This is a genomic window from Altererythrobacter sp. H2, assembly GCF_035319885.1.
Taxonomy (GTDB): Bacteria; Pseudomonadota; Alphaproteobacteria; order Sphingomonadales; family Sphingomonadaceae; genus 34-65-8.
In genome coordinates this window covers 800,284-813,714 of record NZ_CP141285.1, presented here as the reverse complement: position 1 = coordinate 813,714, position 13,431 = coordinate 800,284, and the positions used below count along the sequence as shown (strand labels likewise).

The window sequence follows — 13,431 nt, the reverse complement described above, 5'->3', positions numbered from 1 at the left end:
CTGCACACTCCCCGCAGCGCAACCTGCGGCTCAGGTGACGTGCGCGCCGGAACACGCGGCGATGGGACATTGCACCCCGGCCGAAACGATCACGGCAGAGGGGACGAACCTCCCTGCCGGCTCGGGCACGGCTCCGCCCGTGCCCACGGACTACGCCGCGGACGCGATCTATGGCCCGTCCGCGATGGCCATGGGGCGTCACCATCTGTCGCTGCATCACGGCGGCCAGAACTTTTCGATGGTCATGCTCAACATCGCCGAGGTGAAGATCAAGAGCGGACGGGACTCTTACGAATGGGGTGGCGAGGCCTGGTATGGCGGGGACATCAATCGGCTGGTCGTCAAAACCGAAGGTGAAGGCGAGTTCGGCGCCGGGGTGGAATCCGCCGAGGTCCAGGCGCTCTATAGCCGCGCCATTGGCCCCTACTTCGATCTTCAGGCCGGTGTCCGGTACGATTTCGAGCCAGACCCATCGCGCGTCTACGCCACGGTCGGATTCGAGGGGCTGGCGCCGGGTTTCTTCGATGTCGAGGGCGCGCTGTTCCTGTCGGATCGGGGCGAGCTGTTGGGCCGGCTCGAAGGCTACTACGACCAGCGCATCACCCAGAAGCTGATCCTGCAGCCGCGTGCCGAGCTCAATTTCGCGGCGCAGAGCAGCGAGGATATCGGCGTCGGCGCGGGCCTGACCGATGCCGAGATCGGCGTTCGGCTGCGCTACGACATCGCCCGCGAATTCGCTCCTTACGTGGGCGTCCAATACGAGCGCGCCTTCGGCAGGACCCGCGATTTCCTGCGCGACGAAGGCGAAGCGACCGGTGGCTGGAGTTTCCTGGCCGGCATCCGCGTGTGGTTCTGAGGGGAGAAAAACGATGCTTGCAACGACGATGATCGCAGCCTTTCTGGCGCTCCAGGCGGCACCTGGGCACCATGCTTCACACGCGGGGCCGACGGCACCGCAAACCGCGCCTATTGGCGCCGACGAGAGCGCCGTTCGCGCGGTGCTGGCGCGCTACAAGTCCGCGATCGAGCGGTTGGACGCGAGCGGCACCGAAGCACTCTTCACCGAGGATTCCGCAGTGTTCGAAACCGGCGGTGTCGAAGGCACCTACAAGGAGTATCTCGCGCACCATCTGGGGCCCGAGCTCGCGGCTTTCCGCTCGTTCGCATTCTCCGACTACGCGGTCGCGGTGCGCATCGAAGGCGATCTCGCGCTCGCGACCGAGACCTATAACTACCGGATCGAGACGAAGAGCGGGGAAATCGCGATGCGCAGGGGCGTCGCCACGAGCGTGCTCACGAGAACGGCGGATGGCTGGAAGATCCTGGTCATGCACAATTCGGCGCGCAAGCCGAAGGGGACCTGAGATGAGCATGTTCATCCGACGATCGCATCGCTTGCTGGCGCGGTCGGTGCTGGCGATGTTTGCAGCCATCGCTGTCCTGTCGATGCCAGCGGCACCTGTATCGGCGCACAAGGATCACAAAGCGAAGCAGGAGGCAGCGCAACTCGAGGCACAACGCGCGGCGGCTGGCGGAACGCGGGACGCGGCTCCCATGGCCCACGATCCTGCGATGCCGGGTCATGCCGCGGCCATGGCGGCGATGGACGCAGCAGACGATCCGCCGCAGAGCTTCGCGGCCAGACTGCTCGACTGGCTCGGCCGCTTCCATCCTATGCTGGTGCATTTTCCGATCGCCTTCATCCCGGCGGCGCTCTTCACCGCCATCGTCGGGCGCAAGCGGCCCGGCTTCGCGAAGCCCGTCCAGTTCCTGGTGGTGACCGCAGGGGTGACCGCTCCGTTCGCCATGCTGTCGGGCTGGCTGAGCGGCGGGTTCGAACTCGGCCTCGACGACTGGATGATGCAGAGCCACCGCTGGCTCGGGACCGGCATCGGGATCGGCGCGTTCGCCTTGGGTGTGTTCGCGCTCAGGCGCCCCGAGCAGGACCGCGGCTCCCGCATGATCGTCGGTCTGTCGATCCTGACAGCGGCGATCCTCGTGCAGGGTTGGTTCGGCGGTGCGCTCGTGCACGGCGTCGACCACCTGAACTGGTAAGGAGAACGACCGATGGAAGACCACGCAAAGTCCGCGCATCACGAGGGCGGCTCGAAGCCCTACATGATGCTGGCGGTCAATCTCGGCCTGAGCCTGCTGGTGATGTATCTCGCCATGTTCGCCATGATCTGGAGCTGGGGGGAGTTCATCCAGAACGTGAACTTCTTCTACATGGCTTTGGTCATGTGGGCTCCGATGGGCGCGATCATGCTGGCGACGATGGGGGGCATGTATCGCAGACGCAGACTGAACGCCGTGCTTTACGCCGCCTTCGCCGCGATCTTCGTCCTGTCGCTCCTCGGCATTCGCCAGCAGAGCCTGGTCGGCGACGACCAGTTCCTGCGCTCGATGATCCCGCACCATTCCGGCGCGATACTGATGTGCGAGGAAGCCAAGCTCACCGATCCCGAGATACGCCAGCTCTGCGGCGAGATCATCCAGGCCCAAAAGGAAGAAATCGCCGAGATGAAGCGGATCATGGACCGATTGTAATCCGACACGACCCACAACTACGGAGATATTCAATGATCAAAATGACCGGAATCGGCGCGCTCGCGCTCCTCGCGTCGCTCGGCGCCTGCGGAAGCCCTGAGCAGCCGGCGGACGACACCGCACCCGCTGCCGAAATGGACATGGACGGCCCCTATGCGAAATCCGAGATGGCGATGGACAAGGCGATGAAGGCCGCGGTCGGCGTCGATGCTGGCGACACCTGGGTCAAGAAGATGATCGCGCACCATGACGGCGCGATCGCCATGTCGCGGATTGTGCTCGGCCTCGAGCCCACCGCCGATGTCGCGAAGATGGCGCAGATGACGATCGACAACCAGGGCGCCGAGATCGAAGCGCTCAAGGCGCTCGCCCGCAACGGCACCGCCGATCCCGAAAGCGCCCGGCTCTACGAAGCGGCGATGACCGAGATGCACAGCGAAATGATGGCGGCATCGGGGGCTACCCCTTCGGAGACCTACCTCGCCAAGATGCTTGCCCACCACCGCGGCGCTGTCGCCATGTCGGACATCGCGCTCGCCAACGGCGCGACCGGGGCCGTGCGGGCGCAGATCGAGGAGACGCGGGCCGAGCAGCTCGAGGAAATCGCCATGGTCGAAGCCATGCTGCGCGGCGAGCCGATGACTATGCAGACGCAAGCTAAGAGCGCTGCGGCCGCGCCGGCGGCTACCGCGAAACCTGCTGCTCCCAAAGCCGCGGCGGCAAAGGCGGCCCCCGCCAAGCCGGCCGCGGCCACGCCAACCGCAGAGTCTGCGGCCGAGCCCGAGGCCTCGCCTACTTGCGCTCCCGAGCACCGGGCGGCGGGACACTGCTGATCGCCGCTTGATGGCCCCGGCGATGACTTCGCCGGGGCCATTCTCATCCAGAACCGGAGTTTTCGCCCGCAGATGCGAACCCATGTTATCGCCCGCAAGACGCACAAATGGCTCGGCCTGTTCATCGGCCTGCAGGTGGTCGTCTGGTCGCTGAGCGGCATCTACATGACCGTCGTTCACATCGATACGATCCACGGCGACCATCTCGTTCGTGAGGCGTCCAGTCCGGGCATCGAGGCGGGCGCCTTGCAAGATCCGTTCGTGCTTGCTGCCCGGGAAGAGTCGACCGGCATCAGGCTGGCCTGGGTCGACGAGCGCCCGATCTACGTGACCGAAGGACCGTTGGGAGAGCGCGCCTTCGCGGCAACCTCGGCTGCACTGCTACAACCCCCAAACGAGCAGGCAATCAGAGCCTTGGCTTCGTCCCATTACACAGGCTCCGAGCCCATCGCGTCGGCCGAACTCATCACCGACGTTCCCGGGGAAATCCGCGGACGGACGCCGCCGCTCTGGCGCGTGGAGTTCGCTCACTGGAACCGGCCGACCTTCTATCTCTCACCAGCCACCGGCGAACTTCTCGCGCGGCGGCACGAGCTGTGGCGGGTGTTCGACTTCGTGTGGATGCTCCACATCATGGACTACGACGAGCGCGAGAACGTCAACAATCCGCTACTGCGCGCCTTTACCTGGGGTGCGGTGCTAATGGCGCTGTCGGGCATCTGGTTGCTGTTCTACGCCTTTCCCAAGCGCAAGAAGAAGGGGCGCAGCACCCCATGACAATCAAGTCGATCTGGCTGCGGAGGATCCACAAGTGGGTCGGACTCGCCATTGGCCTGCAGTTCGTGCTCTGGGCGATCAGCGGCACCGCGATGGCGCTGCTCGACATGGAAACGGTCGCCGGAGGCCCCCGGCCCCAAGCGATCCAATCCGCACTCGCCGGCGAGGCGAGCGGTTGGCCAACGATCGTGCGGCAGCTCAACAGCGAGACGATCGAGGGGCTGCGGCTTAGGACGCTCATCGATCGGCCGGTCGTCGAAGTGCGGACCGCGCGATCGACCCGGATGTTCGACGCTCGAACGGGGGTGCGAGTGACGATCGATGCGGAAGCCGCTCGCGCGATCGCGAGGTCAAACCATCCCAATCGGACAAGTCCCGGCCCGGCAAAGCTTCTCACCAGACCATCGCTCCCGATCAGGGACCACGAGCCGCCCATCTGGCAAGTCGATTTCGCCGACAAAGACGCCAGCACCTATTACGTCTCGGCGACGACGGGCGCTGTGCTCGAGCGGCGGAATGATACTTGGCGCTGGTGGGATTTCTTCTGGATGCTCCACAACATGGATTATTCAGACAGAACGAGCTTCAACCATCCGCTGATCATCACCGCAGGCGTGGCGATGGCCTGGCTGGCGGTGACCGGATTCTGGCTGCTGTTCCGGACGATGTGGCGGCACGATCTTTCGTGGATTCGAGACCTAAATATGGCCCGTCACCCTTGAATCGGTTGGCCTCGGGCGGCCTTTCTCCTCAACACCGCGAACCCAGCATCCTGTTTTTCCATCGAAAGGCCAGCGTTCGCACACAAATATCGAAGCCCCTCTTGAATCTCCATTAGAATTGCCTAAATTAGACTCTCCTAATGGAGAGAAGTGTGGATCTCATTGCGCAGTTTGAGGCTCAGGCAGCCGAGGCAGTCGGGCTGTTGAAGGCGATGGCAAATAGGCCGCGCCTGCTGGTTCTCTGTCATCTGGCCCAGAGCGGCGAGCTTTCGGTTGGCGAGCTGGCCAGCCGAGTGGCGCTTGGCCAATCGGCCCTGTCGCAGCACCTGTCCAAGCTTCGCGAGCAAAAGCTGGTGAACACACGCAAGGATGCTCAAACGGTCTTCTACAGCGTTTGCGATCCAAAAGCGCTTCAGGTGCTTGCTCTCCTCCATGACCTGTTCTGCCCCGATCTCGGGCAAGCAGGGACCATTGAAGAAAACAGGAGCTGATCCGTGCAGACCGACATCAATCTCGAACGTGCCATCGCCCAGGTCGATGCGGTGCTTGCCGGCACGCAAGCTACGCCGCTGGTCAAGGCCTTCTTCGACGAGCCGACCTTTACCGCCACCTACGTCGTCAGCGACCCCGCAACGGGCAAAGCCGCGATCATCGACAGCGTGCTCGACTTCGACCAGGCGTCTGGGTGCACCAGCCACGCTTCGGCCGATGCGGTGATCGCCTATGTGCAGCAGGAAGGTCTGAGCATAGACTGGCTGCTAGAAACACATGCGCATGCCGACCATCTTTCGGCTGCGCCGTATTTGCAGGAAAAGCTCGGTGGCAAGCTCGCCATCGGGGCAGAAATCATCACGGTTCAGAACGTCTTTGGCAAGATCTTCAACGAGGGTACGCAGTTTCAGCGTAACGGCTCGCAATTCGATGTGCTGTTGAACGACGGCGACACGCTGCGGATCGGGGAACTCCAGCTGATCGCGCTGCATGTCCCCGGGCATACGCCTGCCGATATGGCTTACGTTATCGGCGACGCGCTGTTCACCGGCGATACGATGTTCATGCCGGACTATGGTTCTGCCCGCGCCGATTTTCCGGGCGGCGACGCCCGCGCGCTGTACCGCTCGGTGCGCCGCTTGATGGAACTTCCCGACGCAACCCGGGTGTTCCTGTGCCACGATTACAAGGCGCCCAATCGCGATCACTTCGTATGGGAAACCACCATGCTCGCGGAGCGGACCGGAAACGTACACCTGCATAAGGACGTGAGCGAGGACGAGTTCGTCGCGATGCGCACCCAGCGCGACGCCACGCTGGACATGCCCAAGCTGATCCTGCCGGCCATCCAGGTCAACATGCGTGCAGGCCACTTGCCCGAGCCCGAGGACAACGGCGAGGTTTACCTGAAGCTGCCGCTCAACGTGCTGCGATAGGAAGCCAGAGACATGGAACCACTCTCACCCTTTGTGGCGATTGCGGGCGGGTTGTTGATCGGCGCCGCAGCGGCGCTGCTGTTGCTGCTGAATGGCCGCATCGCTGGCGTCTCCGGGATGCTCGCCACGGCGACCCGGGTCGACCCAGGCGGCCCGCCGTGGCGGCAGGCGGGGGCCTTTATCGTCGGCCTGCCCTTGGGCGCCGTCTTGATCGCCACCTTCGTGCGCCGGCCCGATCTGATCATAGACGCGTCACCCGGCGCTCTTATCGTCGCAGGCCTCTTGGTCGGGTTCGGCACGCGGCTGGGCAATGGCTGCACCAGCGGGCACGGTGTCTGCGGGATGGCGCGGCTGGCGCCACGCTCGATCTTTGCCACGCTGACCTTCATGGCCACCGCCGCGCTGACAGTGTTCGTCATGCGCCACCTGCTGGGAATCTGACGATGCGCAACGTCTTGGCAGCGCTGTTGGTCGGCGCGATCTTCGGCGCGGGACTGGTCCTGTCCGACATGGTCAACCCTGCAAGGGTCCGGGCCTTTCTCGACGTCGCCGGGCAATGGGATCCTACGCTGATGTTCGTGATGGGCGCAGCCCTTATTCCGTCCGCGCTCGCCTACATGATCCGACGCAAGCTCGCGCAGCCCGTCCTCGCGAGCCGGTTCTTTGTTCCGGAGAACGCTGCGCCCGACAGGCGCCTGCTCGGCGGTGCGGCGCTGTTCGGTATCGGCTGGGGCATTGCCGGCTTCTGCCCCGGACCCGCGCTGGCGGGGCTGGCGCTGGGCGCGTGGCAAGCGTGGCTGTTCGTGGCGGCCATGCTCGTCGGCATGATCGCACATCGCCTGCTGCCCGTGCCCGCAAATACTGTGCCGACAACACAATCCGCAAGTTAGGAGACCGATGATGACGGAATACAAACAGCTTTCACCGAACCTCGCCGTGCGCCCGCAAGTCGAACCGGCAGAGATCAGCGAGCTTGCCGCGCAAGGCTACACGGGCATCATCAACGCCCGGCCAGACGACGAAGAGCCCGGACAACCCAAATCAGCCGAGCTGGAGGCCGAGGCCAAGCGACATGGCCTTGCCTACACGCATATCCCGGTCGTGCCAGGCCAGGCCACCCCCGAAGACGCCGCCAGGTTCGCCGAGGCGGTAAGTCAGTGCGACGGCAAGGTCGTCGGCTTCTGCCGAACCGGGGCGAGAGCCGCTGGTCTGTGGGACCTTGCCAACAAGCCGCGTTGACTTTCGTGGCGAAGCTCGACCGCTATCTGCCCCTCCTCGCTTGGGGCAGGAGCTATAACCGCCAGACGCTTGCAAATGACGGCGTGGCGGCGGGCATCGTCACTATCATGCTTATCCCCCAAAGCCTGGCCTATGCCATGCTCGCGGGGCTGCCGCCCGAAGTCGGCCTTTACGCCTCGATCCTTCCAATCATCGCTTATGCGATCTTCGGCACGAGCCGCACGCTCGCGGTAGGCCCGGTGGCGGTCATCTCGCTCATGACCCTGGCGGCGGCCGGCACCGTTGGGCCCCCGGGCAGCGCCGAGTTCATAGCCGCGGCGCTGGTGCTGGCTCTTCTGTCCGGTCTGATCCTCGTGCTGATGGGGGTGCTCAAGCTCGGCTTCCTCGCCAATCTGCTTTCCCATCCCGTCGTTTCAGGCTTCATTACCGCATCGGGCATCATCATTGCGACCAGCCAGTTGAAGTCGATCTTGGGCATCCAGGCGTCGGGCGAGGCGATGCCCGAACTGCTCGTTACCTTGGCGCGCAATCTGGGCGCGACCAATTTACCGACGCTCGTGATCGGGAGCGCCTCGCTCGTCTTTCTGTTCTTGGTGCGCAAGGGTTTGAAGCCGAGCCTGATAAAGTGCGGCATGCCCGCCCGCCCCGCGGACCTGGTCGCCAAGGCTGCTCCCATTGCCGCTGTGGCGGTCTCCACCCTTGCTGTCATCGTTTTCGACCTGGAAAGCCAAGGCGTGAAGGTGGTGGGTGAGATACCTCAAAGCCTCCCTCCCTTGACGATCCCTTTGTTGGATCTTGGTCTGTGGCAGCAGTTGCTGGTGCCTGCCTTGCTGCTGTCAGTGATCGGCTTCGTAGAGTCTGTCTCCGTCGCCCAGACGCTGGCGGCGAAGCGGCGGCAGCGGATCGACCCTGACCAGGAGCTCATTGGCCTCGGCGCGGCCAACATCGCCGCCTCCTTCTCGGGCGGCTATCCCGTGACCGGCGGGTTCGCCCGCAGCGTCGTCAATTTCGATGCCGGGGCGGAAACCCCCGCCGCCGGTGCGATGACCGCCGTGGGTATCGCCATCGCCGCGTTGTTTCTGACCCCGCTGTTGGTGTCGCTCCCGATTGCTACCCTAGCCGCCACGATTATCGTGGCGGTGCTGAGCCTCGTCGATTTCGGAACCGTGCGAAACGTGTGGCGATATTCGCGGGCCGATTTCGCAGCCATGGCCGCCACCATTCTCGTTACCCTGGGCCTCGGAGTAGAACCTGGCGTCGTCGCGGGAGTTGGCCTCAGCCTCGCCTTATTGCTGTGGCGGACCTCGCGGCCTCATTCGGCGATCGTGGGCCGCGTGCCGAACACCGAGCACTTCCGCAACGTCGAAAGGCATAAAGTAATCACCGATCCCAAGATTGTGACAATCCGCGTCGATGAAAGTTTGACGTACCTTAACGCCCGTTGGCTCGAGGAGCATGTGCTGGAGGTCGTCGCGGAAAGGCCCGAGGTCCGCCATCTCATTCTCATGGGCTCGGCGATCAACGCGGTCGACGCGTCGGCACTGGAAAGCCTGGAAGCCATCAATCATCGCCTTGCCGACGCGGGGATCAAGTTGCACCTGTCCGAGGTGAAGGGACCCGTCATGGACCGGCTCCGGCGATCGCGCCTGCTCGGTGACCTGACCGGGCGGATCTTCCTGTCGCAGGACGATGCGTTTGCAACCCTGGTTTCATCGGCTGACGATGAAGCTGTTGAACGGCGCGAGGACCTTTGGCTCGCGCGCGGCCTCATTTGAACGACTGCTGCGGCTGCGACAACCCAATGAACACGCTCCAATTCGGCCCGCTTGCTATTGCCGCTGAGCGCTTGCTTGCGGTCGCAGCGCTTTGGGCGTTCGTCGCGGTGGTTTCGTATGGCCGCAGGTGGACCGATGGCGAACCGGTCCGGCCTTCCCTTATCGCCATGACCGTCGGGATTGTCGCTGCCCGAGCTGGTTTCATCGCCGAGAATTGGCCGGCATTTGCCGTCGAGCCCTGGACCGCTGCCTATCTGTGGCAAGGGGGCTTTTCTCCGGCCTTCGGCCTCGCAGCCGCCGTCCTGGCTCTTCTTGTGATGCTACGCGGCACGGCGCTTGCGCTCGCTCTTGCCGCGTTGATCGGGGTCACCGCGATCTGGGCTATTGCGGATCGCCAGATACAGCCGCCCCCTAACCCACTGCCCATGTCGCTTGCGGTCGAGCGCCTCGATGGAGGATCGGTCGCACTGGACTCGTTCCGCGGACGGCCCTTCGTCATTAACCTGTGGGCGACATGGTGCGGACCGTGTCGACGCGAGATGCCGATGCTTGCGCAGGTCGCCGCAGCAAACCGTGACGTACCGGTCTTGCTGATCAACCAAGGCGAAGATGCGGAGCGGGTTTCCGCTTTTCTTCGAGAAGAGGGACTGGTTTCCTCGAACGTCTTGCGGGACGCCCAAGGCGTTGTCGGCCAAGCGCTGGGGTCAGCGGCGTTGCCGACGACTGCGTTCGTTTCGGCAGATGGCGTGGTCACCGAAGTGCACGTTGGGGAGATTTCCAGAGCTGCGCTCATGGCTTCGATCAGCGATCTTCAACGATCCGGCGCCGAGTAAGCCGAAGTTCGCACCACGCCGCAAGATCGACCCCGAACGGTGATAAGTCGTGTGCCTAGACAGATTCCGACTCTAGTTCCTGCCCGGCCATTCCACGTGCAGATCGTCGATCACATAGGGGTGCCGATGGGGCCCGGCGCCTTGCCCGCGAAGATGGGGATGGCCGGGAGGCAAGTCAGAGTGGTCGTGTTCGACCGCTTCGGGATCGACCGCAGGCCACTTCCACAGGCCGGCGACCAGTCCGGTCGCGGCGATGGCGGCCAGCAGCCCGGATGCCGCCGGCATCCCGAGAAGCGCACCGGCCTGACCTGCTACCGGATAGGCGAGCAGCCAGCCGACATGGCTCAGCGCGAACTGGGCCGCGAATAGCGCCGGACGGTCCGCTTCGTTGGAGGACCGGCGCAGCAGACGTCCACCGGGGGTGACGCACAGAGAATAGCCCGCGCCCATGACCAGCCATTCCGCCAGCAGGAACGGCCACATCGCATCGGGCGGCAGCGTGGGAGTCGCCATGGCGAACGCGAGCAACACCGCGCACAGTACGCCGGCTCCGATCAGCATCGTAGTGCGCTCGCTCAGCCTTCGCAGGACACGTGGCAGCGCCAGCGCAATCAGCATGGAGCCGCCGCCATAGGCGGCCAGCGCCAGCGCCACGTCCTGCTGCGAGCCACCCATCCCCTTGACCAGAACCACGGTGTTGACGACCACCATCGCGCTGCCCGCCGCGGCCGCGAGAGTCACCGCCAGCAGACCAACAAGCCGCGGCGTCTTGAGATAGATGCGCACCCCGCGAGTCGTTTTTCGCCACGCGTTTTCGACCGCGCGTGCTGCCGCCTTGCGGTGCGGCAGCGCCGACGTCACGACCAGCAGCGCCGAGACGAGGAAGCCCACCGAAGTTCCCGCGAACAGCCAGTGGAAGCTGATGACGGTCAGCAGCAGCGCCGCCAGCATCGGGCTGAGCAGGCTTTCGAGGTCGTAGGCCAGTCGCGAGAGCGACAGCGCGTTGGTGTACTCCTCCTCGTCTGGCAGGATTTCGGGGATGGTGGCCTGGAAGGTCGGCGTAAAGGCCGCCGAAGCCGATTGCAGCAGGAAGATGAGCAGGTAGACCTGCCACACCGCGTCGACGAAGGGCAGCACAAGCGCGACGCCGGCGCGCACCAGATCCATCGCCACCAGCAGGCTCTTGCGGGGTAGGCGGTCGGCGTATGCGCCCACGACCGGCGCGATGCCGATATAGGCGACCATCTTGATCGCCAGCGCGGTCCCCAGAACCGCACCAGCGTCGGCGCCGGCAATCTCATAGGCGAGCAGGCCGAGCGCAACGGTCGCCAGCCCGGTGCCCACCAGCGCGATGACCTGCGCGAAGAACAGGTGGCGGTAGGGGCGATTGGCGAGAACCTTTAGCATCGCGATTTTTCCTAGGTCCCGTTCACGCCAGCAGGTTCATGACCGCAAAGGTCAGGAACAGATAACGCCCGCCCTTGGCGAGAGTCACGACAAGCAGGAAGGGGACGAACCGCATCCGCAGCACCCCGGCGACCACGGTGAGCGGATCGCCGATCACCGGCACCCATGACAACAGCAGCACTGCGGGGCCGAAGCGCGCGAACCAAGCCTCGGCCCGCGCCATTGTGGCAGCCGATGCCGGGAACCAGCGCTTCTCGCGGTAATAAGCGAAATAGCGTCCGAGCAGCCAGTTGACGATCGAGCCCAGCACGTTGCCTGCCGTCGCCACCGCCAGCAGCGCGGCGGTATCGAACCGCTCCGAGACCAGCATCGCGCCGAGCAGGAGCTCGGATTGCGCGGGCAGGATCGTCGCCGCAACGAAGGCGGCCGCGAACAGTCCGGCGTAACCGGCGAAGAGAGTTTCGGGGATCATCTCCCGGCATCTGGACGGGCGATCAGACGACGCGCTTGATTTCGGTGTAGGCGCCCTGGGTGCGCAGAGTGACCGTAACCGGCGCGTCACCGCGATTGCGCCAGAACCAGCCGTGCTTGCCGTCGAACGGCGCTACCAGCTTGCCGCGTTGGCCAGCAGAGTTCGTACCCTTGTCGTAGCCGTGGTAGTCGATCCCCGGCGCATCGGCATGGGTGTCGTAGTTGACCGCGCCGCCCGAGACCGACCAGTCGTAGGTCAGCGTCGTTCCCTCGGCCATCGTCGCTTTGATCTCGGCGCCCTGACCGGGCGTAAGCGTCAGCTCGGTTACGTCGGAGCGGGCGCCGGTGGCCGCGCCGACAACGCCGGACTTTGTGGCTAGGGCGGCAGTGGCAGCAGGAGCGGCCTCAGCTGCCAATGCGGTGGCGGGGCGGTCGGCGGCGGCTTCCTGGGCCAGCTGCGTTTTGATCTCGCCCATTTCGGTGAAGCCGAGCACACCTCCGATGCCGGTCGGGTCGATCGCGTATTCGGCGGGCAGGACAACCGTTATCAGCAGCGCGCCCGCGACTGCCGCAGAGATTGCAGTTGCCCGAACGAGCTGGCGCGAGGTGGGAAGGTCGTCGATGTTGGGACGTTGCGAATTGAACATGGTGGAAACTCCGAATTCGAGACTGGGGGATCAGCTGACCGCGTAACCGGCGAGCTGGTAGCCGACGAGCATGAAGCCCGCGGTCATCACGATGGCGTTCGCGGCAAAGGCATGGCGCATGAAGCTGGAGGTTCGCCGCCAATAGCCCATCACCACGAGAATGCCGACGAGCGCCAGCAGCTGGCCGATTTCCACACCGACATTGAAGGCGATGAGATTGGCGACCAGTCCCTCGCTCGGCATCTCGAACTCGAGGATCTTGGTCGCGAGGCCAAAGCCGTGGAAGAAGCCGAAGACCAACGTCGCCACCTTGGTATTGGGCTGGAACCCGAACCAGCGCTGGAAGGCCCCGAGGTTGTCGAGCGCCTTGTAGACCACGGACAGTCCGATGATCGCGTCGATGAGGTAGGCGTTGGCGCTTATCCCGGTCAGCACGCCGAACAGCAGCGTGGTCGAATGGCCGATGGCGAACAGCGTCACATAGATGCCGATATCCTTCAACCGGTAGAGGAAGAAGATGACGCCGAACAGGAACAGCAAATGGTCGTATCCCGTCACCATGTGTTTGGCGCCGAGGTAGATGTAGGGCAGGATCTGCACCCCGCTCATCTCCTGGATATAGCCCTTGTCGCCCTCGGCGACATTGTGCGCCCAGACCTCGACGCTCGTACAAAGCAAAAGAAGCAGGAATATCGCGGCCGCGAGGTAGCGGCGCGGGAAATGGGCAGAATTGATCCTAGCTAGGGTCGTCAT

General features: G+C 64.3%; 18 protein-coding genes. 14 read left to right on the top strand and 4 right to left on the bottom strand.

Annotated elements, in window-relative coordinates:
* Positions 1-61: 61 nt before the first annotated feature.
* The 14 genes from U4960_RS03990 to U4960_RS03925 all read left to right on the top strand — a co-directional run bounded on the left by U4960_RS03990 (position 62) and on the right by U4960_RS03925 (position 10,153).
* Complete coding sequence (locus U4960_RS03990; protein ID WP_324262296.1) at positions 62-856, top strand: copper resistance protein B; 795 nt, start codon at positions 62-64, stop codon at positions 854-856.
* A gap of 13 nt (positions 857-869) precedes the next feature.
* Positions 870-1,364 carry a YybH family protein gene (locus U4960_RS03985; protein ID WP_324262295.1) on the top strand — a complete coding sequence of 165 codons (495 nt, stop codon included), beginning with the start codon at positions 870-872 and terminating at the stop codon, positions 1,362-1,364.
* 1 nt (position 1,365) lies between these two features.
* On the top strand, positions 1,366-2,055 hold the full coding sequence (locus U4960_RS03980; protein WP_324262294.1) for a DUF2231 domain-containing protein: 690 nt from the start codon (positions 1,366-1,368) through the stop codon (positions 2,053-2,055).
* A 12-nt stretch (positions 2,056-2,067) separates the two neighbouring features.
* A complete protein-coding gene (locus tag U4960_RS03975; protein ID WP_324262293.1) occupies positions 2,068-2,547 on the top strand; it encodes a DUF305 domain-containing protein in 480 nt (159 codons plus the stop codon).
* Between the two features lie 32 nt (positions 2,548-2,579).
* On the top strand, positions 2,580-3,380 hold the full coding sequence (locus tag U4960_RS03970) for a DUF305 domain-containing protein (protein WP_324262292.1): 801 nt from the start codon (positions 2,580-2,582) through the stop codon (positions 3,378-3,380).
* 72 nt (positions 3,381-3,452) lie between these two features.
* Positions 3,453-4,157, top strand: coding sequence for a PepSY domain-containing protein (locus tag U4960_RS03965; RefSeq protein WP_324262291.1), 705 nt, complete (start codon positions 3,453-3,455; stop codon positions 4,155-4,157).
* Positions 4,154-4,879 carry a PepSY domain-containing protein gene (locus tag U4960_RS03960; protein WP_324262290.1) on the top strand — a complete coding sequence of 242 codons (726 nt, stop codon included), beginning with the start codon at positions 4,154-4,156 and terminating at the stop codon, positions 4,877-4,879. The genes U4960_RS03965 and U4960_RS03960 overlap by 4 nt, the downstream gene beginning before the upstream one ends.
* A gap of 152 nt (positions 4,880-5,031) precedes the next feature.
* Positions 5,032-5,370 carry an ArsR/SmtB family transcription factor gene (locus U4960_RS03955; RefSeq protein ID WP_324262289.1) on the top strand — a complete coding sequence of 113 codons (339 nt, stop codon included), beginning with the start codon at positions 5,032-5,034 and terminating at the stop codon, positions 5,368-5,370.
* 33 nt (positions 5,371-5,403) lie between these two features.
* The gene (locus U4960_RS03950; protein WP_324263169.1) at positions 5,404-6,306 is read left to right on the top strand and encodes an MBL fold metallo-hydrolase; all 903 of its coding nucleotides are present in this window, start codon (positions 5,404-5,406) and stop codon (positions 6,304-6,306) included.
* Positions 6,307-6,318: 12 nt separating this feature from the next.
* Positions 6,319-6,747 (top strand): YeeE/YedE family protein, encoded by a 429-nt coding sequence (locus tag U4960_RS03945; protein ID WP_324262288.1) that lies wholly within the window; start codon positions 6,319-6,321, stop codon positions 6,745-6,747.
* A gap of 2 nt (positions 6,748-6,749) precedes the next feature.
* Positions 6,750-7,196 carry a YeeE/YedE family protein gene (locus U4960_RS03940; RefSeq protein WP_324262287.1) on the top strand — a complete coding sequence of 149 codons (447 nt, stop codon included), beginning with the start codon at positions 6,750-6,752 and terminating at the stop codon, positions 7,194-7,196.
* 7 nt (positions 7,197-7,203) lie between these two features.
* Complete coding sequence (locus tag U4960_RS03935; RefSeq protein WP_324262286.1) at positions 7,204-7,545, top strand: TIGR01244 family sulfur transferase; 342 nt, start codon at positions 7,204-7,206, stop codon at positions 7,543-7,545.
* A 5-nt stretch (positions 7,546-7,550) separates the two neighbouring features.
* The gene (locus U4960_RS03930) at positions 7,551-9,320 is read left to right on the top strand and encodes a SulP family inorganic anion transporter (protein ID WP_324262285.1); all 1,770 of its coding nucleotides are present in this window, start codon (positions 7,551-7,553) and stop codon (positions 9,318-9,320) included.
* Positions 9,321-9,346: 26 nt separating this feature from the next.
* Entirely contained in the window at positions 9,347-10,153 is an 807-nt protein-coding gene (locus U4960_RS03925) for a TlpA disulfide reductase family protein (RefSeq protein ID WP_324262284.1), read from the top strand.
* 72 nt (positions 10,154-10,225) lie between these two features.
* On the opposite strand, the gene U4960_RS03920 is transcribed toward U4960_RS03925, so the two are convergent.
* Genes U4960_RS03920 through U4960_RS03905 form a run of 4 tightly spaced genes read right to left on the bottom strand, consistent with a single transcriptional unit; the run spans position 10,226 to position 13,431 of the window.
* Positions 10,226-11,560 carry an MFS transporter gene (locus U4960_RS03920; protein WP_324262283.1) on the bottom strand — a complete coding sequence of 445 codons (1,335 nt, stop codon included), beginning with the start codon at positions 11,558-11,560 and terminating at the stop codon, positions 10,226-10,228.
* Positions 11,561-11,582: 22 nt separating this feature from the next.
* Positions 11,583-12,032 (bottom strand): YqaA family protein, encoded by a 450-nt coding sequence (locus tag U4960_RS03915; protein ID WP_324262282.1) that lies wholly within the window; start codon positions 12,030-12,032, stop codon positions 11,583-11,585.
* Positions 12,033-12,054: 22 nt separating this feature from the next.
* Complete coding sequence (locus U4960_RS03910) at positions 12,055-12,678, bottom strand: transmembrane anchor protein (protein WP_324262281.1); 624 nt, start codon at positions 12,676-12,678, stop codon at positions 12,055-12,057.
* Between the two features lie 30 nt (positions 12,679-12,708).
* Entirely contained in the window at positions 12,709-13,431 is a 723-nt protein-coding gene (locus U4960_RS03905; RefSeq protein ID WP_324262280.1) for a HupE/UreJ family protein, read from the bottom strand.